Genomic DNA, 20818 nt, shown 5'->3' with positions numbered 1-20818 from the left:
ATGCTAAGAGCACTAGTATCGATCATTATTGGTGCTGCTGTGACTTTTGGTCTGTTCGCTTTTATGGCGTTCTTGGTCGGTGGCGGCGCACAGCGCGGCGAAACATCGGCCGAGACCCCTGTAATTGAAATCACTATGGATAGACAGGATTCAAAAGCACAGAATAAGCCAAGGGTAGTGCCTAAGCCACCACCACCGCCAGAACAGCCACAGAAGCCTGAGGCAACGCCGCCAGAATCTTCGAGCAATATTGACACAGCAATGTCGTTCAATATGGGTGGTGTAGAAGCAGGAGGTCACTCAGCAGGTGGTTTTAAATTAGGCAATATGATGACTCGCGATGGTGATGCTACACCTATCGTTCGTATCGAACCTCAGTATCCAATTGCTGCGGCGCGTGATGGTAAAGAAGGTTGGGTACAACTTCGTTTTACCATTAACGAACTCGGTGGTATCGACGACGTTGAAGTTATTCAAGCAGAACCAAAACGCTTATTTGATAAAGAAGCGATTCGTGCACTGAAGAAGTGGAAGTACAAGCCAAAGATTGTTGATGGCAAGCCATTGAAACAACCTGGTATGACAGTACAACTAGACTTCACCTTAGATAAAGGAGGCAACCAATAATGCGTAATGTTAATAAAATCGCAGTTCTATTATTGCTTTCTGTTTGTGGAGGTTCGTTAACTCTTTCATCTGCAGTCGCAGAAGAAAAGTGTGCTATCGACAAACGTCAATCTAAAGCCGTGGGCGAAGGTGCCGCGAAGAAAGTTCAGAAGTCATTTGAAGCTTATACCAATGGTCAGGTCGATGAAGCTATTGCTATTTTGCTAGAGGCAAATGCCAAGAACGACTTCGATAAAGCCTATGTTGCACGTATGTTGGGTAACTTTTATGCCGAGAAAGGCAAAATGGATACCGCGATCAAGTACCTAAAACAAGCTGTTGAAGCTGATATTTTAGGTGGTACAGATCATGCAGCAACTATGCGTCTTTATGCTGATTTGCTATTACAAGAGAAAAAGTTTAAGGAAGCGATTCCTTATTATTACAAGTGGATGGAATTTACTTGTAAATCCGATTCTCAAATGTATCGCCGTATTGGTATTGCGCATTCAGAACTTAAGCAGTGGGATAAAGTGATTGAAGTGGCCGACAAAGGTCTTTCATTAGCTGAAGCTCCTGATAAAGGTCTGTATCAAATGAAACTGACAGCTTACTTCAATCAGAAGAAGTATAAGAAAGCTGTTGGCGTGTTAGAAGTCATGGTGCCTTTATTCCCGGATGATGGCAGATTGTGGGTTCAATTAGCACAGTTTTATTTGATGGTTGAAGACTATGACAAGTCTCTTGCAACTTACGATTTGGCTTATAGAAATGGTTTCTTAGATAGCGCGGGCAACATTACGCGTTTAGCGCAGTTAATGGCACAAAAAGGTGCTCCTTATCAAGCCGCTAAAATTTATCAGAAACATATGAAATCAGGCATGATCGCTGAGGACGCTAAGTCTTTAGAGATTTTGGCGGGTTTCTATCAAAATGCGAAAGAGTTTAAGCAAGCTGCTGAGTATTACGGTAAAGCTGCAGCCATCACCAATGATGGCAAGACTTACTTGAAACAAGGTCGCTTATTAAACTTGAATGAACAATATACAGCAGCGATCCCTGTGCTTGAAAAAGCCATATCAATGGGTATTGATCATCCTGGTGAAGCAAACTTCGAATTAGCTTTGGCTCATTTAAGTTTGAAACAGTATAAGTCGGCTTATAACCGTGCAGTGTTAGCTGCTAATGATAAGAAGACACAGAAGAGTGCAAATAGCTATATCTCTTATATTAAAGAGAAAGCACGTATGCATAATGTCACGCTGTAATTACTTCGCAGTTTAGTGTTTGAATCGAAAAGCCCCGCAAGGGGCTTTTTCTTTGGTATCAATAAACCTATTTACTGTAAGCGGATTAAAGCTTGGGATTGATCATGATTTTTTTCAAGCTGTTGTGAAAGTTGGCTGACATTACTGAAGAGTGACTCTATTTTACTTTCCTGTGTAGGTAGGCAAATACAGGCAGCCAGTTTATAGTCGATTGTCAGTTTATGATGTTTACCAAAATCTTGGTTAAAGTCAGATATTTGCTGTTCTATTCGCTTTAACACTACTTCCGTCCCCACCTCATCTATATTGAACAAACCCAACGCAAAGTGATTGTGATCTAGCCTAGCAATCATATCTGTTGCTCTTAATAGCGCTTCTTGCACTTGTTTGGTAAAGAATTCGAGTAAATGGGGTTGTTTGACGGTTTCATGAATGTGAGGGCACAGATACAATAGTGCCAAGCTTTGGTGGTCTCTCATGTGACGATGCCATTCTCGGTTGAATACTTCCATGAAATAGGTTTGGTTATAGACTCCAGTTTCAGGATCCCTGAAACCTGAGTTGCGGAACGAGTAGATCATAGATTAACTCCGATAGCAGACCTTGCACTAAGTATAGAAACAGTTCTGCAATAGCGGGCCAAAAAGGAGAAATATTAAAATGAAATTGGGTTTATTGGCAGGTTCGATAGCGTTAATCCTCACCCTTCAAGGTTGTTCTAAGCCTGAAGCCACTGCAGTTCAAGAAAAGAGCTCGGCTAATACGACAGCTGTGCAGGGCGAAACTCAAACGGCAGAGCAGCGTTACTTAGCGCTTGTGGATGCTTATTTTAAAGATTACCTAAAGCTTGAGCCCATCTACGCTACTTTTGTCGGCGTTAATGACTATAACGCCGATTTCGGCGGAGATTTAACTGAGGATTACCTTAAGGCTCGTCATGATCTTAACACTCACTATTTAACTCAGGTGCGTGCGATAGATCCAAAGCAACTGCCTGCGGATCTACAGTTGAGTTATGACCTGTTCGTCTATGACCGTGATATGGCGTTAGTGGACGAAACTTTCCCTTCACGCTTTATGCCGATAAGCCAGTTCTATAGCACTGTCATTACTATGGTGCAGCTGGGAAGTGGCGAAAGTGCACAACCTTTTAAGACTGTCCAAGATTATCGTAATTGGGAACAGAGAGTCGATGGTTTCATCAAGTGGGTCGCACTTGCTGAAAATCGTATGAATCAAGGTATTGAAAGTAAAGTGGTACTACCTCGAGTGTTGGTAGAGCGCATTATTCCTCAGTTAGATGCTATGTTAACGACGGATGCGACTCAGAGTATTTTTTACTCGCCAATCCAGCATTTCCCCGAGAGTTTTTCAGAGCAAGATAAAGCGGAATTGACCACCCGTTATCAAGCCATGATAGCCGAACGTATCGTGCCAGCGTTAACGAACTTACGCGATTATTTTAAGCAAACCTATTTACCTAAATCGCGGGCGACTGATGGTTGGTCAGGTTTGCCTAACGGTAAAGCTTGGTATCAGCATCTGGCGAACTCACATACCACCACCACTATGTCTGTGGATGAAATTCATCAAATTGGTTTAAGTGAAGTGGCGCGAATTTTATCTGAGATGGATAAGGTGCGTGAGCAGGTCGGTTTTAAGGGCGATTTGAAGGCGTTTTTTGCGTCTTTATCTTCAGAGCCGCAGTATTTCTATAGCGATCGCCAAGGTTTGATTGATGGTTATATGGTGTTGAAAGATAAAATCAATCATGTCTTACCTAACTACTTTAATGTGATGCCAAAGGCTGATTACGTGGTTAAGCCGGTTGAAAGTTTTAGAGAACAATCAGCAGCGGGAGCCTCTTATGAAGCGCCAGCGGTGGATGGCAGCCGTCCAGGGGTGTTTTATATCAACACTTATAACCTCAAAGCACAGCCTAAGTGGGGGATGACGACTTTATCTTTGCACGAGGCCGCTCCTGGGCATCACTTCCAAATCGCGATCAAACAAGAGCTGACCGGTGTGCCTGAGTTTCAGCGTTTTAGCGGTTATACCGCTTTCGAGGAAGGTTGGGCACTTTATGCTGAATACTTAGGTATTGAGATGGGGCTATTTACCGATCCTTACCAGTATTTTGGTAAGCTTTCCGATGAAATGCTGCGTGCAATGCGCTTAGTGGTTGATACTGGCCTTCATTCTAAAGGTTGGAGTCGTGAACAGGCGATTCAGTACATGAAAGACAACTCGCCTATGGCTGAGAGTGATATAGTCGCTGAAGTGGAGCGCTATATGGCGATCCCTGGTCAAGCTTTGTCTTACAAGGTCGGTCAGTTGAAGATTTTGGCACTGCGTGCCCGCGCAGAAAAAGCCTTGGGTGATAAATTTGATTTAAAAGCATTCCACGATCAAATCCTCACCTCAGGTTCATTACCCATGGCGGTCATGGAAAACAAGATCGATCGTTGGATTGCGTCGAAACAAGCTTAGCCGTGTAAGGTGCCGTTACTTGACTTTGTTGTCAGTGACGGCATTTTAAGACTTTTTTATTCAACAGAAAGTTTTTATACTGTTGATTCAAAACCTGTTAAAACGAATGTTTTAGTGGGAACTCAATGATATTTGGGGCAAATGTCTCATGATCCTTACAGGAGTTTTACTATGGTCCAGGCAACAGCAAGACATTTGTTAGTCAGCAGTGAAGAGCAGTGTCAAGCGCTGAAACAGCAAATAATGGAAGGCGCAGATTTTGCTCAAATTGCTCGCGCGCACTCTTCTTGCCCATCAGGTGCCCAAGGCGGCGAATTGGGGTCATTTGGTCCTGGCATGATGGTAAGAGAGTTTGATGAAGTGGTTTTTAGTGCACCATTAAATGAAGTACAAGGACCCGTGAAAACGCAATTTGGCTTTCATTTACTTGAAGTGACCAGCCGCGCGTAAGTTTTGCCGCTTATCTAATACAGCTTGTTTGATACGGCAGCGTTTGCTGCCGTTTTGTTTTATATGCTCATCACGGAGTCACTATGCTGGAACTCTACACTGATAGATTGAAACTCAGGAGCTTACAAGATAGTGATTGGGAACATTTTTATGCACTGCATAATGATCCTGAGATTAATCGTTTTGTACGCGTTCCAGAGTCGCAAGAGGTGATCCGCAGTAAGTTTCAGCAGCGTTCTGATACTTGGTTCTACGGTTCTGGCGATTGGCTGACCTTAGTGATTGAGACCGTTGATACTGGGCAGTTTATTGGTTTAACGGGCCTTTATTGTCAAAGTTTCGAGGAACAGCGTGCCGAAGTGGGTTATTTACTGGCGGCCGAGGGGCACGGTAAAGGTTATGCGACTGAGAGCTTAATGGCGGTCATTGATTGGGCCTGTTTAAGTTTTAATGTACATAAATTTGTTGGGCATTGTGCTAAAGATAATCACGCATCGGCACGAGTACTCGAAAAGTGTGGTTTTCGGCTTGAAGGTTTACTCAGGCAGCAATTCAAAATAGGTGAAAACTGGCTCGATGAATCAGCCTTTGGCCTACTCGCCGATGAAAGACGTCTCTAGCCAAATTATCTTCAGCGAATTTTGTACTGTGCTGGTATAATGCCGCAGGTTTATTTTTAGAAGGCGTGTATTAAGTGGCGCAAATTAATCAATTGGCTTTGCATTCTGGCGAAGATTTCATTGAATTGTACAAAGTATTAAAAGTGCAAGGCATGAGCAATGCGGGTGGTGAAGCCAAACATTTTATCGACGAAGGGCAAGTCACTGTAAATGGTGAAGTTGAAACTCGTAAACGTAAAAAAATTATCGCGGGCGACATCGTCAGCTTTAATGGTGAATCAGTTCAAATCATTGCGGCAGAATAAGCCTGAAACAGTGGAGCAAGAAATGCAATTTCCAGATGATGACAATGGTAAAATGCTGGCCGCAATGGCTGAAGCGGGAATCGATTTAACTAAAGAGTTAGATGTTGATTTCTTTTTGGTTTTTGATGACCAACGCGATGCTGAAACTGCGTTAGAAGAATTAACAAATTCTGACTTGGAAGGCGAGCTTGAGCTGAATCTGAATGATGAGCTTGGTAAGTGGGAAATCATTGTTTGTCTCAATATGGTGCCTGAGTACGATACATTGGTTGAACAAGAAGTCATGCTAAATGATTTTGCTGCCGAATTCGGTGGCATGACCGACGGTTGGGGCGTAATGCAACATCAAGACGGTGACGATGAGTTTATGGACGATGATGACCATGACCATGACCATGTTCACGGTGAGCATTGCAATCACTAATTCTGATGCGCTTTAAGCCTTGAATCTAATAAACCACCTTTTGGGTGGTTTTTTATTGGTGTTTTTCTGCGCTCAGTTAGTGATCTCAATAGCCTCGTTTGGCATTTATAGCGTTATTGTGCCTCGCTTGAACTGAGATACGTTTAATGCAGATTAATGACGATAGGGCGCAAAAATCTCTAATAACCAGTCGATAAAAGCTTGAGCTTTTAACGGCAGGCTTGGGGATTTTGGGGTGAGTAAATAATATCGATAGGGACTGGTGAAGGGGGCGTCGAAGGGGATGACTAAGCTGCCGTTTGCCAGTTGTTCTTCGATGAAGAATCGCGGAATAAGTGCTGCGCCCATGCCACTCGCAGCCGCTTGACTCAACATATAAAAATGCTCGACACCAAAGGTTTGTGCTTGGGTGAGTGTTAAACCCACCTTTTCCGCCCAATACTCCCAAAGTTCGGGTCTTGTGGTGTGTTTCAGTAACGTGACGTGATTAATGTCCTCGATATTTTGCAGTTTAGGCGCTAGTGAAGGCGCGCAAACTAAGCATAAATCCTCATCCATCAGCTTGATATAATTCGCGCCCTTCGGGATAACAGTGCTACTACGGATCGCAATATCATAACGACCTTGGCTAAAATCCACGGCAAAGTCGCCAATGGATAAGTCGACATACAAGTGTGGATGGCGGGATTTAAACTGCTCCATTCTTGGAATGAGCCAATTGATGGTTAAGCTTGGCAGCACATTGATGGCTAAGGTTTGCGGCTTAGTGGGCTGACGGCGCAAGTCACTTGTAGCACTAGATAATGTTTGCAGAGCGGCTTGAACATGGGGTAAATAGCGTTTGGCTTCATCGGTTAAACCAACTTTTTTGTGTAAGCGTACAAAGAGCGCAAAACCTAAATAATCCTCCAATACTCTGATTTGTTTGCTGACTGCGCCATGGGTGACATGCAACTCCTTGCTGGCTAATGTCATGCTCTGTAAACGTGCTGCAGCTTCGAAGGCACGGAGAGAATTGAGGGGTGGTAGTTCGGCAAACATTTTATTTCCTACTGCTGGAAAATCAGAACAGGACTCGGGATTTTGTGTGAGTTTATCTCACGCTGTGCCGACAATAACTCCTTTGCGTTTATTTGGCAAACGCAGTCTAATGTTCGGCAATCACTCTCTTTTTTATCAGAAGAATAATAAATCATCATGGAATTTGAACTGACTCTACAAATCGCAGCGATACTTTTTGCCGTCGCTATGGTGGCTGGTTTTATTGACTCAATCGCCGGTGGCGGAGGCTTGCTGACCATTCCTGCACTTATGTGGGCAGGCTTGCCGCCTGCGGTTGCCTTAGGGACAAATAAGCTGCAGGCCTGTGGCGGCAGTTTTTTTGCGAGTTTGTACTTTGTCCGTAAAGGGCTGGTTGATCTTAAATCCGTTAAGTTAGCCTTGATTTGTGCATTTATCGGTGCGGCATTGGGTACGATTCTAGTTCAACTCGTCGATACTAAAGTGCTGGAGTTGATGTTACCTTTTTTGATTTTGGCTATTGGTTGTTACTTTTTATTTTCGAAAAAGATTTCAGAAGATGATAAACATCAAGTGCTGACTCCTACCGCATTTGCCTTTACTGCGGCATTGGGCGTGGGATTGTACGATGGCTTTTTTGGCCCTGGTACTGGGAGCTTTTTTGCGCTGGCCTTTGTATCGCTAGCGGGGTTTGGTTTGGCGAAAGCAACTGCCCACGCAAAACTACTTAATTTCTCCACTAACATTGCTTCGCTGATCTTCTTTGCCTTGGGCGGAAAAGTGATTTGGTTATTAGGATTAGTCATGCTGGCAGGGCAAGCGATTGGTGCAACCTTGGGTTCTCGTCTCGTGGTCACTAAAGGTACAAAGATTATTAAGCCGTTGGTGGTGACTATGTCCCTTGCTATGAGTTTTAAACTTTTGGCGAGCCAATATAATTTATTTTCGTAAACTATTTGATATTAAGCATTTTATAAAACTAACTCATCAATAGACGCTCTTTAAGCTGCGCATGAGTGTATCTTGGTGGCGTCCATCTTGGCTCAAAAGTTAAGCTGAGGTGGATATCACCCAAAAGATCCGCCAAATGACGACTTAAAACGTCTCATCCTACTTTGAGTTAGGTGTACTCTTTCAAGTTTTTTGAATAGTATTACCTGTCATTTTTAATACACTTTTTAGGCTTCTTATTGTTTTGGTGTGTATTTTAAATATTGTGTACATATTTAATCCGATTGATTTAAGTGCAGTGTCTATCTTGCCAGTCTTATTTTGCATCGACGGGCGGCATGTGCGCTCGGGTTTAGCGCCACCACTTCTTTAAAAGAGCGATTATGAAATTTATCCACACCTCGGACTGGCACATAGGTCGTCAATTACACAATCAATCACTACTGGATGATCAAGCCTTTGTGCTCGAGCAAATTATTGCTCTAGCGGATGAACACAAGGTGGATGCCGTGATTGTGGCGGGGGATATTTATGACAGATCGATTCCGCCTGCGAATGCGGTTGCGCTGTTAGATGATGTGCTTAACCGCTTAGTGCATGATTTAGGCCTGCAAGTCATTATAATTGCAGGTAACCACGATGGTCACGAGCGCTTAGGTTTTGCAGCAAAACAAATGGCGGCAAGTGGGTTACATATTATTGGCCCTTTGAGTGCTGATATTTATCCCATTACTTTGTCGAGTTCAAGCGGTGATGCGGTGTTTTATGCCTTGCCCTATGCCGAACCTGCCACAGTGCGCCAAGTTTTTGAGTGTGAGGCGGCAAGCCATGAGGCCGCAATGACGCTATTGCTTGAACAAGTACGCCAGCACGATAGCCAAGGTTTGCCGAAAGTGGTGATAAGCCATTGTTTTTTGGATGGTGGTAGCGAGTCAGAATCTGAGCGACCACTGAGCATTGGTGGCGCTGATAAAATATCGCCAACGCTATTTACTGAGTTTGATTATGTCGCCCTTGGGCATTTGCACGGACCGCAATACAAAGGTGCAGAGCATGTGCGCTACTCAGGATCGATTTTGAAGTATTCCTTTAGCGAACAACATCAACATAAGTCGGTGACCTTAGTCGAACTTAGCGCGCAAACGCCGATTAAAATTAGTTTATTGCCATTAACGTCAATACGCGATGTCCGCATCTTAGAAGGGGAGTTAGCCACATTACTCGCCCAAGGTAAAACGGATATCAAGCGTGAGGACTACCTTATGGTCAGACTTCTTGATAAACATGCCATTTTAGATGCTATGGGAAAATTGAGAGCCGTTTACCCTAATGTGCTGCATTTAGAGCGGACTGGTCTGATGGCGGGGCAGCAACAAGTCACCTTGAGCCGAGATCATATCAAAAAAGGCGAGATGGACATGTTCCGTGACTTTTTCTCTCAAGTGTCCGGCGAGTCATTAACACAAGCACAGCAAGCCGTGATGGATGAACTCCTGACTAAGCTACACAATGAGGAGCGCCAAGCATGAGACCACTTAGCCTTTCCATGTCAGCCTTTGGCCCCTTTGCATCGACTCAAGAACTTGATTTTACGGCCTTAGGGACTAATCCGTTGTTTTTGATTAATGGACCCACTGGTGCGGGTAAGACGACCTTGCTCGATGGTATTTGCTTTGCCCTCTATGGCAAAACCACTGGTAATGAGCGTGAAGGCAGCCAGATGCGCTGCGATATGGCCGATGATAGTCTGCTAACAGAAGTCACTTTTAGTTTTCAGTTGGGTAATAGCAGTTATCGTATTCGCCGTGTGCCAGAACAAGACAGGGTTAAAAAAAGCGGTGACGGCTCAACGGTGCAGAAGCCCGAAGCACAGTTATATAAGATAGACGCCGCGGGTAATGAAAGTTTGCTTGTAGCGAGCAAAGTCTCTGAGGCAACCGCTGAGATTGAAGCCTTAACTGGCCTCGATGTGGAGCAGTTTCGCCAAGTGATGGTGTTGCCGCAGGGGAAATTTCGCGAATTGTTAATGGCAGACTCCAAAGCAAGAGAACTGATATTTAGTCAGCTATTTCAAACGCATATATACCGACGTATTGAAGATTCCTTAAAAAGTAAGGCTGCAGATATCCGCGCCTTAGTGAAAGATCAACGCAGCCGCCGTGATGGCATTTTACAAAGTGCGGGTTTAGCATCCGATGACGAGCTTAGCTGTGAATTAGCCAAGCTTACGCCAGAACTTGAAACAGCCCAAAGTGCGAAAGAACATGCATTACAGCAGCAACAATGGGTGATAAAAACCAGCGATGCCGCCCAGCATTTATTGGCCGAATTTGTGCAGTTTGATGCCTTAACTCAAACGGTTGCTGCGCTTGATGCACAGCAAGAAAACATGGCTGCGCAAACCTACAAACTGAATTTGGCTAAACAGGCGCAGCACTTGGCACCCATGCTTGAGGTGTTTGTGGCCCGTGAGCAGGAAGCCAAGGCGGCAAGTCTTTCCCTTGAACATGCGAAAACAGCATTAATCAATGCTAAAAAAGTCTTCGATAATGCAGAGCTTAAGGCCGCTGATTTGCCCGTGTTGGAAGCGTCGTTACTCGAACAGGAACAGGTTAAACAGCAACTGAATGCCTTAGGGCCGCAGCTCAGGGAATTGGATAGGCTTAATAAAACCCTTGAACAAGAGCAAACGCAGCTAATTAGCGCGAAAACACAACTTCAGAATAGCAAACATGAGTTAGCCACCGTAGTCCAAAAACGCCGTGAATTGGAATCCGATCTGCCGCAACTACAGGCCAACAGCGAAACTCGCCTCTCATTGCAACAAGCGCATCAGCAGCAACAGCAGTTATTGTCTACCTATCAGCAATGGCAACAAGTGGCGGCAAGGGTATCGTCGACACAGGCAAAACTTGTTGAGGCTAAAGTCAAAGGGCGACAACTCAGTGCTCAGCATCAGCAAGCACAGGTTGCATATAAAGCCTTATTGTTGACTTGGCACCAAGGGCAGGCCGCTATTTTAGCGCGGCAATTACAGCAAGATGAACCTTGCCCCGTTTGTGGCAGCCAAACACATCCACAGCCAGCACAAAGCCAAGAGCCACTCCCAAGTGATGAAGCGCTGCAATTAGCACTAGAGGTTGAAACGAATGCTCAAGAAATCCTGAGCAAAGCCAGAGCGGAATATCGTGGGCTACAAACGCAGTTAGAAACCTTGCAACAGCAAGCACAAGATCTCGCGGTCCAATTGGGCACTGCGGTTGATATTCCTTTAGACGAACATATACATACCTTGTCGCAATTCGCTTTCTCACTCACTCAAGCGGAGCAAGCCCATCAGCAGTTACAGCTGTTACAGCAAGAGATTGCATTGTTGCACGCACAGGAAACGCATTTACAACAAAAGTTAGAGCAAGGACAAACACACGACAGTGCACTGCAATCTAAAGTGGATCTATTGCAGGGGCAGTTAGCGCACATGCAGCAAAGTGTTCCATCTGCGCTTGCAACGCTTGAGGCCTTAACTGCAGCAATCGCGCAAAATCAGCAAAGTATCAGCCAAATTAAGCAACAGATCACTAGTGTTAGGGATCTTCAACAACAGACTGGCCAATCTTTTGTTGCGGCTAAAGCGGCACTTAATGGTGCTGAAAATGCTGCTGAGGCGGCATTAGCCCAGCAAACGCGTGCACAGCAGCAACTCAATCAGCAATTAGTCGCAGTAGGTTTTGCCGATCAACAGGCCTTATTTGAGGCCATGCTGGATGAAGAACAACAGCGTGCATTAGCCAGCGAGATTGAGGCTTACCAGCAGCGCAGTGCTTTGACCAAGGCACAGTGCGAGCAGTTAGCACTTAAGCTTAAGGATAAAGTGCTACCCGATAGCATTAAGCTGGCTGCTGAGCTTGAGTTCGCGCAGCAAGCATTACACGCTGCCGAGGAGGCATGGCAGTTGCTTCACACTCGCACAGTATTACTGATGCAAACCCAAACCCAGCTGAGTATTGCCGATGCAAAAGCTAAGGTTTTGGAAGATGAATATGCGGTTATCGGCACCCTTGCAGATGTCGCTAATGGAAATACAGGTAATAAGATCAGTCTGCAACGTTTTGTGTTAAGCGTACTGCTTGACGATGTGTTGTTAGAGGCAAGCCACAGGCTACACCTGATGAGCAAAGGGCGTTATCGTTTACTACGTAAGGAAGATAGGGCCAAGGGCAACAAAGCTTCTGGGCTCGAATTAGAAGTAGAAGATGCTTATACCTCCAAAGTGCGTCCTGTGGCCACCTTAAGCGGTGGTGAAAGTTTTATGGCTGCATTATCTATGGCGTTAGGCCTATCTGATGTAGTGCAAGCCTATGCAGGTGGTATTAAACTCGATACTTTATTTATCGATGAAGGCTTTGGCAGTTTAGATCAAGATTCTTTAGAGCTGGCCATTCGGACCCTGATGGATTTGCAATCCTCTGGCCGCATGATAGGGGTGATCTCGCACGTGTCGGAAATGAAAGAGCAGATAAATACCCGCATCGACATCAATAAAACCTCACATGGGAGCGAAATGACGATAGTTTTGCCTTAGTTGCTCATTCTCACAGAGTGTGATAAATAACAAATTGTTTTATAAGTGTTATTTATTGTATCTCCTGTGTGTTTAACATTCGGATAATACACACAAAGTGAGTTGGAAATGCCAACTAGCGCATGTTTTTCATTAATGGTGCAACAAAAGAGTGAAATAGCGTTTGTCATAATCGGTTTTTTGATATAAGTTGGAAAAAATTCGGGCTTCCCTCAAAGGGACTGGTCAAAAATAGAACGCAAAGTTAACGAAAGGTGAAAAGCGTTGCAAACAGGCAAACCCAACTTTATCAACTTATCGCAAACCCGTTTGCAGAACTTATCATCGACCCAAAAGAACATTCTATTAATGGGTAGTTTGTTGATGGGTGCTGCGATGTTGATGCCGAATAATAACCATGTTACGCCAACTGCTCAGCGTATCCCTGTTGTTCTCGATATTGAAAATATTCTCCCTCAAGTTTCTGAACCTGAAGTCCTAGATCAAGCTGCACTCATTAATAATGCTCCCCAGTTTGAGCGAATTATCGTTTCCGGTGATACCTTAAGTGGGTTATTTTCCAAGGCGGGTGTTGATCAGCAGACTATGTATAAGGTTTTAGAAGCTGATTTAAACATTTTGGCACTTGATACCTTGTTACCAGGTAACAGAATGCAATTTTGGCTTGATAGTGAAGGTCAGTTACAAAAATTAGAACTTTATTTTAACGCTGCCCGCCAAGTGGTTTTTACGCGTTATGAAGACGGTAGTTTTAATGTTGAAGAAGTGAACGTTGAAGGTGTTTGGCAAAATCGAATTTTGACTGGCGATATTAAAGGTTCTTTCTACGTTTCAGCCCAAAAAATGGGCTTAGCCGCTGCAGATATTCAGCGAATTGAAGATTTACTCAAAGAAAAATTGAATTTTGCCCGTGATTTACGAGCTGGCGACAAATTCTCAGTTTTGGTAAATGATCAATATGTTGAAGGTGAACCGACGGGAAGTAGCCAAATTTTAGGCGTCAGTATTAAAAGTGGCCGTTCTGAAATTAGTGCATATCAATATTCTGATGGTAGTTATTATGATGCTAAAGGTCAGAGTTTAGTTCGGGCATTCCAACGTTATCCGTTAGCTAAACAACCGCGTATGAGTTCACGTTTTAACAGCCATCGCAAACACCCAATCACAGGGCGTATTTCTCCCCATAATGGAACAGATTTTTCCGTGCCAATCGGGACTAAAGTTATTGCACCTGGTGATGGAATTGTCAGTTTAGTGACGGATCATCAGTTTGCTGGTAAGTATATTGTGATTGAACATGGTGGTAAGTACCGTACCCGTTACCTACATTTGTCTAAGGCGTTAGTGCGTAAAGGTCAACGTGTAACTCGCGGTCAAGTGATTGCTTTATCTGGTAATACAGGTCGTTCGACTGGTCCACATTTGCATTATGAATTCCATATCAATGGTAAACCTGTTGATCCGTTGAAAGCCGATATTCCTATGTCGAGCAAGTTAGCGAATCAAGATTTACGCACATTCACTAATATGGTGAAGAGTCGTGAAGCTATAATGAACTTAGGTTAGCCAAACCTAAGCTAATAGAATTTATAGTATCAAAGTTTTAATAAACAATAGCACTGACTTTCTAGAAGAGTTTATCAATGCCGATGAAATGAAAATTTCATCGGCATTTTTGTTTCCAAAATGCTTATTGTGGCAGACATTTTCCTGCTATCACGAGTACTGTTCAAGTTGTATAAAAGCTTAAAATTTGTTCGATTCGAAGTCGTGGCGATAAAACATAAGGGGATAAAATAGGTAGGATCTTCAGTTAGAAGTGTTATAGCGAGTCATTCAAAAGGTTGTGAAGAGGAAAATTGTGCGGCTGAAGAGCTTATAACGTTTTTTATTAAGGACTGAACAGAGAACCAAATATGCAGTGCTAAATAGTGCCTATCAGCTTGCGTGGCGCCTTTGCATCACTTTTAATGCGCACTTGCACAATTTACCTTTTAATGCGGGACAGCCACCGCAGGGGGATTTTTTAAAGGGGCGTAATGCAAAGCTGTGTTCTGTGGGTAAAGGAGAAAGTCGAGTAATAATAGTCGATGAAAACGTCGCATCATTTGCGGCAATAAACTTAGCTTTTGCGAGTTTTAATTGTTTTTTGAGTGTTGATTTATTGCTAAGGGCAAATTCTTGCTGAGCAATATGCTTAGAGAGTAATTGGGTGAGGTGCTTTCGTTGAGCCTTTTTATTCGTCAAAGATTTATCAGTCAGGGTGTTCAGACGAGATAAGGATGGAATAGCTTTTCCTGAACTTGAAACAGATTTCGCCTGTGTTTTGAGTAACTTTTTAGCTTGCTTTTTACACCACTTGCTTAAGAGTTTGTCGATATTCTGTTTCGTCATTGTCATTACAGTATTCTGCAGCACTAGATACTACAACATTCTAAATGAAAACTATTATCAGTCAAGTTTTGGGCGAAAAATATACGAAGGTCAGGTGTCGACTTTATCTGCAGAATAAGGGGATATGTTAGCGTCGATGCAAGTCAATAATAAGCGCAAATCAAATTCAAACTGGTGATAATCCGGCTCCATGTGGGTACACAAATTATAGAAAGCTTTGTTGTGATCTTTTTCTTTTAAATGGGCTAATTCATGTACGACGACCATACGCAACAAAGGTTCTGGCACACGCTTTAAACGCGAAGAAATGCGAATTTCGTTCTTCGCTTTGATTTTATTGCCTTGAACTCGTGCTACGTAGGAATGCAAGCCAAGTGCATGATGGCTAATATTAATTTTGTCATCAAATATCACTTTTGAGAGCGGGGAGGACTGGCGTAAAAATTGATTTTTAATCGTCTGAGTATAGTCGTACAGCGCTTTATCGCTACGAACGCTATGTATCACAGGATGACGTTTCAGCAATAGCTTGGGTAATGTGCCAGCATCGAGATGTTGCTGTACCTGCTGCTGAATATCAAGGCTGTAACCGTTTAAGTACTTTAATGGATTCATAGAGGATTTAGCTCCGAATGACTTCGGAGCCTGAGTTCATCACATTACTTAGACTTTGCCAAAAATTCGGCGATTTTGATGGGCATAAGCGGCTTCGAAAGCTAACTGCTGTACTTTTTTAAGATCTAAACTATCGAAATCAACTTGGGGTGGATTGCGCTTGTTTTGCTCTTTGATAGTGACAGGAGACAATAGACTGACAGGTAATTCCCCTAATTGAATGGCTGCTTCAAGTTTAAAGCTTGTCGCTGAACCCGCGAGTTTACCTTTTTGCTCACGTTCTATGATGACAACTTCATCAACACGATAATCTTGCATAAGCTTATGAAAAGCGAAGTGAAACTCACGAATAGCTTCTGTGGTAGCAGATTGGGAAACGGTGAAAGACACCTTACGGCATTCTGGCACATTGAAGGTTTCACCTTCATAGCTCAATAAACTGATAATGGCTTCGCCACCTTTTAATTCAACACCACAAACTCTCATGTTACACCTTCAAAATATCGATAATAGCGCTATTGTAGCTGGAAATGACATGAGGATCAGTGTTTACCATGCGCTTTTGATTCGCTTGGCGACAGACTGATAATTTTAGTATGTCAATTTCCAGTATTAGATCATGCCTATGTGATTTGTATCAGAGATAATATCTGATGTTAAATCCACCGGCCTTTATGCATAAATTAGTTTTAAACTTCTTCAGTATCATTATCTTGTAGTAATTGTGCCGCAGCAGGTTTTCTACGCATAGGAGCATCGCCGACATCCACGCCCGTGATGAAACGCTTATCCCGCGACGGAGCTGGTGTGGTTGCTTTGGTTCTTTTGCTCTTACCTTTAGCAAGCTCCGCTTTAGCAACACGTTTTACTGGCGTTTGTTTAGCTTTGCTTTTTAGACCACTAAATTTAGCTTCTAGGCCTGGAATTGTGCTGATCTCAAAGGTTTTTCTGAGGAAGACTTGGACTTTCTTAAAGTTGTCCCAATCTTTTGGCCCGACGAGCGATATCGCATCACCTTTTGCGCCTGCACGACCAGTACGGCCGATACGATGCACGTATTCTTCGGCAAATTTAGGCATGTCGAAGTTAACGACCAAGGACACATTGAGCAAATCCAGGCCGCGAGAGGCGACATCGGTTGTCACTAGTACTTGTTGTTGGCCACGGGCAAATTGGTCCATGATTTGGTTTCGTGCGGCCTGCTTTAAATCACCGCTGAGTGCGGCGGTTGCAAAACCTTGCGTGGTTAATTTAGCGGCTAAGCGCTCAGTATCTGGACGCGTCGCGGTAAAAATAATCACTTGTTTATGGGTTTCATCTTTGAGCAAACGGGCTAATAACGCTTCTTTATGGTCTAAGTGGTCACATAAAAAGATACGTTGATGAATATCGTTATGCTCAGAGTGAGCTGCGCCAATCGCCACGTGCGCTGGATTTTTTAGTAATGTTGTTGCGATATCATTGATTTCATCGTGATCTAACGTGGCCGAAAACATCAGAGTTTGACGACGTTTATGATCGGCTGCATCGTTGATCGCTTTTAGCTGCGGTGCAAAGCCTAAATCCAACATGCGGTCGGCTTCATCGAGGACTAATAACTCTAAGCCATTGAGAAAAAGATGCTTCTGTTCTAAATGATCGGCGATACGGCCTGGAGTCGCGACAATGAAATGCGGTTCTTTCGCTAGAGCTTTGGCTTGGTCATTAAAGTTTTCCCCGCCCAGTACGCTGATGGCCTTGTATTGGGTGTTGGCGACAAGCAGGCGAAGCTGACTATAAACCTGATGCGCTAGTTCGCGGGTCGGTAATAAAATCAAGACTCTAGGATCACGTTTCGACAGTGAGCGGGTAGAAATGACTCTTTGCAATGCGGGTAACAAAAACGCTAAGGTTTTACCTGAGCCCGTTTTTGATGACGCCATTAAATCTTTACCTGCCAATGCGATAGGCAGTGCTTGTTCCTGGATGGCGGTGGGTTCTGTGATCCCCATATGTTTTATGCTTTGAAGCAGACGCTGGTCCAGAGAAAAATCGGTAAATTGCAAAGGTATATCCCCTAAATCTTAGTAAGGGCAGATTATAGCCTTAATCATCCTTGCTCAGCTATCCACATCGGTGATTATCTCTGCTTCATGCACGGATTGATGTAGAAAGAGTGCCATTTATGCTCTGTTGATTGTATTTATTTACATTGGTATTACAACCTCTTAATTGTGTCGTTTTTACCGATTGACAGTGGATATGGCAGGATTTTACGTTATCGTGTACTGCATTGAGTTACAGGAGAAATGATTTATGGCTAACGGAACAACCCCTTCGGTAGGTATTGCCTTGGGTAGTGGGGCGGCGAAAGGTTGGGCACATATAGGTGTATTGAATGGTTTAGCTGCCATGGGTATTAAGCCCGATAAAGTGGCTGGATGTTCGGTAGGGGCTTTAGTGGGGGCCGCTTACGCCCATGATCATTTACCCGAGTTAGAAAAATGGGTGCGCGGTTTTTCTAGTTGGGACGTGCTTGGCTTGATGGATATTCGATGGCGTAAGGGCGGGCTTATCGGCGGAGACAAAGTGTTCGATGTGCTGCATGCACGTATAGGAGATGTGAATATTGAAAATCTCAATCGTCCCTTTGCAGCCGTCGCGACTGACTTATACTCTGGTCAGGAAATTTGGTTTACTGAAGGGGATTTACGGCAAGCGGTACGGGCCTCTTGCTCCATGCCGGGGATTTTAGCCCCTGTCAGACAAGGAGAACGCTGGTTAGTCGATGGTGCTGTGGTGAATCCTGTTCCTGTTTCGGTCAGCCGTGCCATGGGCGTTGATGTAGTGATTGCAGTGGATTTATATGGCTATCATTCTGGGCGTATCCAAGTGTTACCCGTGAATATGACCAGCCAAAGGACTGTCCAAGCTGAAATGGATATGCCAGCGCGACAAGAAACGGGCTTTATGGATTTATTCGCCCGTGGCCGAGATTATGTCAGTAACCTAACCGATAAGTTTTCGCTCGGCACTAAATCGAATCCGGGGATGATTGCTGTGATGTCGCAATCTATGGGTATTTTAGAGCAAAGACATAAGCGGGCGCGGTTGATGGGCGATCCACCAGATATTTGTATTGTGCCAGAGGTGGGAAATATCGGCACTATGGAGTTTCACCGTGCTGATGAGGCGATTGCCGCCGGCGAAGCGGCGGTGGAGAAAGTCGCCCACTTGATTGAAGCTGCGCTCTGGAAAGGCTGATGATGCAAAATGTAGAGTCAAAAGCTTTCATATAGATAGCGTTTGATTGCAAGATAAACAAAAGTCGGTATCACTTTCGCGATACCGACTATTTGCTATCTCATATTGAGATGTTTATACCGCTTTGTTGGTGACTTAGGCTAGTTTTACCAACATTTTACCGCGATTCTTACCTTCAAATAGACCGATAAAAGCATCAGGTGCTTGTTCAAGCCCTTGATAAATTGTTTGTTCTGCTTTGACTTTGCCTTCCGCTAACCATTGAGCCATTTTTGCGGTGAACTCAGGATAATGCGCCCAATGTTCGGATACGATAAAACCTTCTAACTTGAGTTTTCGCATTACAATTAGGGCTAAGTTGTCAGGGCCAGGTGTTGGAGTTGTGTTGTTATATTGCGAAATCATACCGCAAACAGCGATACGTCCATGATCTTTCATATTGCTTAGTGCTGCGGCTAAATGCTCGCCACCGACGTTCTCAAAATACACGTCAACCCCTTCTGGCGCAGCTTTTGTCAACGCTTGGGTAAGATTGCCACAAGTCTTGTAATTGATGACCGCATCAACACCATAACTTTTTAATAATTCAGCTTTTTCATCTGAACCGACAGAGGCTATAACACGGGCTCCTATTAGTTTGCCAATTTGGCAAGCCACACTACCTACTGCGCCAGAGGCGGCGGAAACAAACAATGTCTCACCCGCTTTTAAATCTGTAATGCGAGTCAGTCCTGTCCAAGCTGTCATGCCTGGCATTCCGAGTACGCCGAGGAAATGTGAATTATCAAGCGTAGTTTGTGGTAAAGTTGTCAGTCCTGCGGTATCTGTGACTGCGTGTTCACGCCAACCTAGCATGCTGCTGACTTTAGTACCAACTGGGAACTCGGTGTTTTTTGACGCGATAACTTCACCAATTGCACCGCCTTCTAAGACTTGATTTAAGGCGAAGGGCGGAACATAACTTTTGCGATCAACCATGCGCCCGCGCATGTAAGGGTCAACCGATATCCATAGATTTTTAATCAGCACTTGTCCATCAGTGAGCGGTGCTAACGCTTTATTTACTAAAGTAAAGTTCTGTGCTGTAGGCATGCCTTCTGGGCGACTAGCTAGATGGATTTCACGGGTTTCAGTCATACTCTTCATAAAAACTCACTTTTTGTTTGTGCGCAAACTAATGATGTTAACTCTACGTGGCTTTAAGATTGAATGCAAATAGTTTGCGCGCAAACTAGATGAGGTGGGATAGATCGGATAAGATAGCGTTATGTTTAAATGACAGGCGCTTAAACGTGCAGAATTGCTTACCTCAACCTGAGCTAGACGCTACAATACAGACTCATAGCCAAGCTTCTAGCGAGCCACTCTGTTTATCCGATAATGTTTGTTTCGCGTTATATTCTGCGAGCAATGCATTAGTGCGTGCTTATCGGCCTCTACTCGAGGCATACGAGTTAACTTTCCCTCAATATTTAGTGATGCAAACCCTGTGGCGTCAAAACGGCTGTAGCCAAACCCAGCTATCAATGGCGACTAAACTCGATATGGGAACCTTAACGCCCATCGTCAAGCGGTTAGAGTTGAAGGGGTTGATTACGCGATTAGCCTGCGTTGAAGATGAGCGGAAAAAGCTGATCACTCTGACAAGTCAAGGAGAGGGTATCAGGCACGAAGCTCTTGCCTTGAAGCAAACCTTGCTTGATAAAGTGCAGATGGACGCTGAGGCACTCGATTTACTAAGGCGGCAATGTCTTGCCTTGATCGAAGATATACAGTCCTAGATATAAGTTGGTTTATGCATAGTGATGCTATTAACTCAGGGGTTGCACTGATTAATACTTGATTGGCTT

20 protein-coding genes are annotated in these 20818 nt (G+C 44.0%); 13 read left to right on the top strand and 7 right to left on the bottom strand.

The window, feature by feature from the left end:
• Nucleotides 1-627 carry an energy transducer TonB gene (locus HQQ92_RS12025; protein WP_113938835.1) on the top strand — a complete coding sequence of 209 codons (627 nt, stop codon included), beginning with the start codon at nucleotides 1-3 and terminating at the stop codon, nucleotides 625-627.
• Nucleotides 627-1874, top strand: a complete 1248-nt coding sequence (locus HQQ92_RS12020) for a tetratricopeptide repeat protein (protein ID WP_131524317.1) — start codon at nucleotides 627-629, stop codon at nucleotides 1872-1874. Before HQQ92_RS12025 ends, HQQ92_RS12020 begins: the two co-directional genes overlap by 1 nt.
• A 71-nt stretch (nucleotides 1875-1945) precedes the next feature.
• Here HQQ92_RS12020 and HQQ92_RS12015 read toward each other — a convergent pair whose 3' ends face one another.
• On the bottom strand, nucleotides 1946-2455 hold the full coding sequence (locus tag HQQ92_RS12015) for a diguanylate cyclase domain-containing protein (protein WP_028760435.1): 510 nt from the start codon (nucleotides 2453-2455) through the stop codon (nucleotides 1946-1948).
• 79 nt (nucleotides 2456-2534) lie between these two features.
• Here HQQ92_RS12015 and HQQ92_RS12010 point away from each other — a divergent pair, with 79 nt between their 5' ends.
• The 5 genes from HQQ92_RS12010 (at nucleotide 2535) to HQQ92_RS11990 (ending at nucleotide 6163) form a co-directional block, all read left to right on the top strand.
• Nucleotides 2535-4364 (top strand): DUF885 family protein, encoded by a 1830-nt coding sequence (locus HQQ92_RS12010; protein WP_173245586.1) that lies wholly within the window; start codon nucleotides 2535-2537, stop codon nucleotides 4362-4364.
• Nucleotides 4365-4535: 171 nt separating this feature from the next.
• Nucleotides 4536-4814 carry a peptidylprolyl isomerase gene (locus tag HQQ92_RS12005; RefSeq protein WP_028760433.1) on the top strand — a complete coding sequence of 93 codons (279 nt, stop codon included), beginning with the start codon at nucleotides 4536-4538 and terminating at the stop codon, nucleotides 4812-4814.
• Between the two features lie 83 nt (nucleotides 4815-4897).
• Complete coding sequence (locus HQQ92_RS12000) at nucleotides 4898-5434, top strand: GNAT family N-acetyltransferase (protein WP_028760432.1); 537 nt, start codon at nucleotides 4898-4900, stop codon at nucleotides 5432-5434.
• A gap of 74 nt (nucleotides 5435-5508) precedes the next feature.
• A complete protein-coding gene (locus tag HQQ92_RS11995) occupies nucleotides 5509-5739 on the top strand; it encodes an RNA-binding S4 domain-containing protein (RefSeq protein ID WP_028760431.1) in 231 nt (76 codons plus the stop codon).
• Between the two features lie 22 nt (nucleotides 5740-5761).
• Nucleotides 5762-6163 carry a ribonuclease E inhibitor RraB gene (locus HQQ92_RS11990; protein WP_028760430.1) on the top strand — a complete coding sequence of 134 codons (402 nt, stop codon included), beginning with the start codon at nucleotides 5762-5764 and terminating at the stop codon, nucleotides 6161-6163.
• 153 nt (nucleotides 6164-6316) lie between these two features.
• Here the strand turns inward: HQQ92_RS11990 and HQQ92_RS11985 are convergent, their stop codons facing one another.
• Nucleotides 6317-7204 (bottom strand): LysR family transcriptional regulator, encoded by an 888-nt coding sequence (locus HQQ92_RS11985; RefSeq protein ID WP_168823676.1) that lies wholly within the window; start codon nucleotides 7202-7204, stop codon nucleotides 6317-6319.
• 156 nt (nucleotides 7205-7360) lie between these two features.
• Here HQQ92_RS11985 and HQQ92_RS11980 point away from each other — a divergent pair, with 156 nt between their 5' ends.
• The 4 genes from HQQ92_RS11980 to HQQ92_RS11965 all read left to right on the top strand — a co-directional run bounded on the left by HQQ92_RS11980 (nucleotide 7361) and on the right by HQQ92_RS11965 (nucleotide 14282).
• Entirely contained in the window at nucleotides 7361-8134 is a 774-nt protein-coding gene (locus HQQ92_RS11980; protein ID WP_173245583.1) for a TSUP family transporter, read from the top strand.
• Nucleotides 8135-8517: 383 nt separating this feature from the next.
• Nucleotides 8518-9663 carry an exonuclease SbcCD subunit D gene (locus HQQ92_RS11975; protein ID WP_173245580.1) on the top strand — a complete coding sequence of 382 codons (1146 nt, stop codon included), beginning with the start codon at nucleotides 8518-8520 and terminating at the stop codon, nucleotides 9661-9663.
• Nucleotides 9660-12716, top strand: a complete 3057-nt coding sequence (locus tag HQQ92_RS11970; protein ID WP_173245577.1) for an SbcC/MukB-like Walker B domain-containing protein — start codon at nucleotides 9660-9662, stop codon at nucleotides 12714-12716. The genes HQQ92_RS11975 and HQQ92_RS11970 overlap by 4 nt, the downstream gene beginning before the upstream one ends.
• 264 nt (nucleotides 12717-12980) lie before the next feature.
• The gene (locus HQQ92_RS11965) at nucleotides 12981-14282 is read left to right on the top strand and encodes a peptidoglycan DD-metalloendopeptidase family protein (RefSeq protein ID WP_113938827.1); all 1302 of its coding nucleotides are present in this window, start codon (nucleotides 12981-12983) and stop codon (nucleotides 14280-14282) included.
• Between the two features lie 372 nt (nucleotides 14283-14654).
• Here HQQ92_RS11965 and HQQ92_RS11960 read toward each other — a convergent pair whose 3' ends face one another.
• The 4 genes from HQQ92_RS11960 to HQQ92_RS11945 form a co-directional block, all read right to left on the bottom strand.
• Nucleotides 14655-15110 carry a hypothetical protein gene (locus tag HQQ92_RS11960; protein WP_173248655.1) on the bottom strand — a complete coding sequence of 152 codons (456 nt, stop codon included), beginning with the start codon at nucleotides 15108-15110 and terminating at the stop codon, nucleotides 14655-14657.
• Nucleotides 15111-15200: 90 nt separating this feature from the next.
• Complete coding sequence (locus tag HQQ92_RS11955) at nucleotides 15201-15725, bottom strand: M48 family metallopeptidase (protein ID WP_028760423.1); 525 nt, start codon at nucleotides 15723-15725, stop codon at nucleotides 15201-15203.
• 48 nt (nucleotides 15726-15773) lie between these two features.
• Nucleotides 15774-16211: a DUF3010 family protein gene (locus HQQ92_RS11950; protein WP_028760422.1), complete on the bottom strand. Its 438-nt coding sequence runs from the start codon at nucleotides 16209-16211 to the stop codon at nucleotides 15774-15776.
• Between the two features lie 203 nt (nucleotides 16212-16414).
• The gene (locus HQQ92_RS11945) at nucleotides 16415-17770 is read right to left on the bottom strand and encodes a DEAD/DEAH box helicase (protein ID WP_173245574.1); all 1356 of its coding nucleotides are present in this window, start codon (nucleotides 17768-17770) and stop codon (nucleotides 16415-16417) included.
• A gap of 250 nt (nucleotides 17771-18020) precedes the next feature.
• On the opposite strand from HQQ92_RS11945, the gene rssA reads away from it, so the two are divergent.
• Nucleotides 18021-18968, top strand: a complete 948-nt coding sequence (gene rssA, locus HQQ92_RS11940; protein WP_105252908.1) for a patatin-like phospholipase RssA — start codon at nucleotides 18021-18023, stop codon at nucleotides 18966-18968.
• A 135-nt stretch (nucleotides 18969-19103) separates the two neighbouring features.
• On the opposite strand, the gene HQQ92_RS11935 is transcribed toward rssA, so the two are convergent.
• Nucleotides 19104-20114: an NADP-dependent oxidoreductase gene (locus tag HQQ92_RS11935; RefSeq protein WP_173245571.1), complete on the bottom strand. Its 1011-nt coding sequence runs from the start codon at nucleotides 20112-20114 to the stop codon at nucleotides 19104-19106.
• 146 nt (nucleotides 20115-20260) lie between these two features.
• Between HQQ92_RS11935 and HQQ92_RS11930 the strand changes: the two genes are divergently transcribed.
• On the top strand, nucleotides 20261-20749 hold the full coding sequence (locus HQQ92_RS11930) for a MarR family winged helix-turn-helix transcriptional regulator (RefSeq protein WP_173245568.1): 489 nt from the start codon (nucleotides 20261-20263) through the stop codon (nucleotides 20747-20749).
• Nucleotides 20750-20818 lie beyond the last annotated feature (69 nt).

The organism is Shewanella sp. DC2-4 (genome assembly GCF_013248875.1).
In the GTDB taxonomy this organism is placed as follows: Bacteria; Pseudomonadota; Gammaproteobacteria; order Enterobacterales; family Shewanellaceae; genus Shewanella; species Shewanella oncorhynchi.
Note: the sequence above shows the minus strand (reverse complement) of the source record. Positions and strands in the feature narration are given on the sequence as shown.

Bases quoted from the DNA above. Each gene is read 5' to 3' on its own strand.
- HQQ92_RS12025 (WP_113938835.1), top strand. From the start codon at position 1: ATGCTAAGAGCACTAGTATCGATCATTATTGGTGCTGCTGTGACTTTT.
- HQQ92_RS12020 (WP_131524317.1), top strand. From the start codon at position 627: ATGCGTAATGTTAATAAAATCGCAGTTCTATTATTGCTTTCTGTTTGT.
- HQQ92_RS12015 (WP_028760435.1), bottom strand. From the start codon at position 2,455: ATGATCTACTCGTTCCGCAACTCAGGTTTCAGGGATCCTGAAACTGGA.
- HQQ92_RS12010 (WP_173245586.1), top strand. From the start codon at position 2,535: ATGAAATTGGGTTTATTGGCAGGTTCGATAGCGTTAATCCTCACCCTT.
- HQQ92_RS12005 (WP_028760433.1), top strand. From the start codon at position 4,536: ATGGTCCAGGCAACAGCAAGACATTTGTTAGTCAGCAGTGAAGAGCAG.
- HQQ92_RS12000 (WP_028760432.1), top strand. From the start codon at position 4,898: ATGCTGGAACTCTACACTGATAGATTGAAACTCAGGAGCTTACAAGAT.
- HQQ92_RS11990 (WP_028760430.1), top strand. From the start codon at position 5,762: ATGCAATTTCCAGATGATGACAATGGTAAAATGCTGGCCGCAATGGCT.
- HQQ92_RS11985 (WP_168823676.1), bottom strand. From the start codon at position 7,204: ATGTTTGCCGAACTACCACCCCTCAATTCTCTCCGTGCCTTCGAAGCT.
- HQQ92_RS11980 (WP_173245583.1), top strand. From the start codon at position 7,361: ATGGAATTTGAACTGACTCTACAAATCGCAGCGATACTTTTTGCCGTC.
- HQQ92_RS11975 (WP_173245580.1), top strand. From the start codon at position 8,518: ATGAAATTTATCCACACCTCGGACTGGCACATAGGTCGTCAATTACAC.
- HQQ92_RS11970 (WP_173245577.1), top strand. From the start codon at position 9,660: ATGAGACCACTTAGCCTTTCCATGTCAGCCTTTGGCCCCTTTGCATCG.
- HQQ92_RS11960 (WP_173248655.1), bottom strand. From the start codon at position 15,110: ATGACGAAACAGAATATCGACAAACTCTTAAGCAAGTGGTGTAAAAAG.
- HQQ92_RS11955 (WP_028760423.1), bottom strand. From the start codon at position 15,725: ATGAATCCATTAAAGTACTTAAACGGTTACAGCCTTGATATTCAGCAG.
- HQQ92_RS11950 (WP_028760422.1), bottom strand. From the start codon at position 16,211: ATGAGAGTTTGTGGTGTTGAATTAAAAGGTGGCGAAGCCATTATCAGT.
- rssA (WP_105252908.1), top strand. From the start codon at position 18,021: ATGGCTAACGGAACAACCCCTTCGGTAGGTATTGCCTTGGGTAGTGGG.
- HQQ92_RS11935 (WP_173245571.1), bottom strand. From the start codon at position 20,114: ATGAAGAGTATGACTGAAACCCGTGAAATCCATCTAGCTAGTCGCCCA.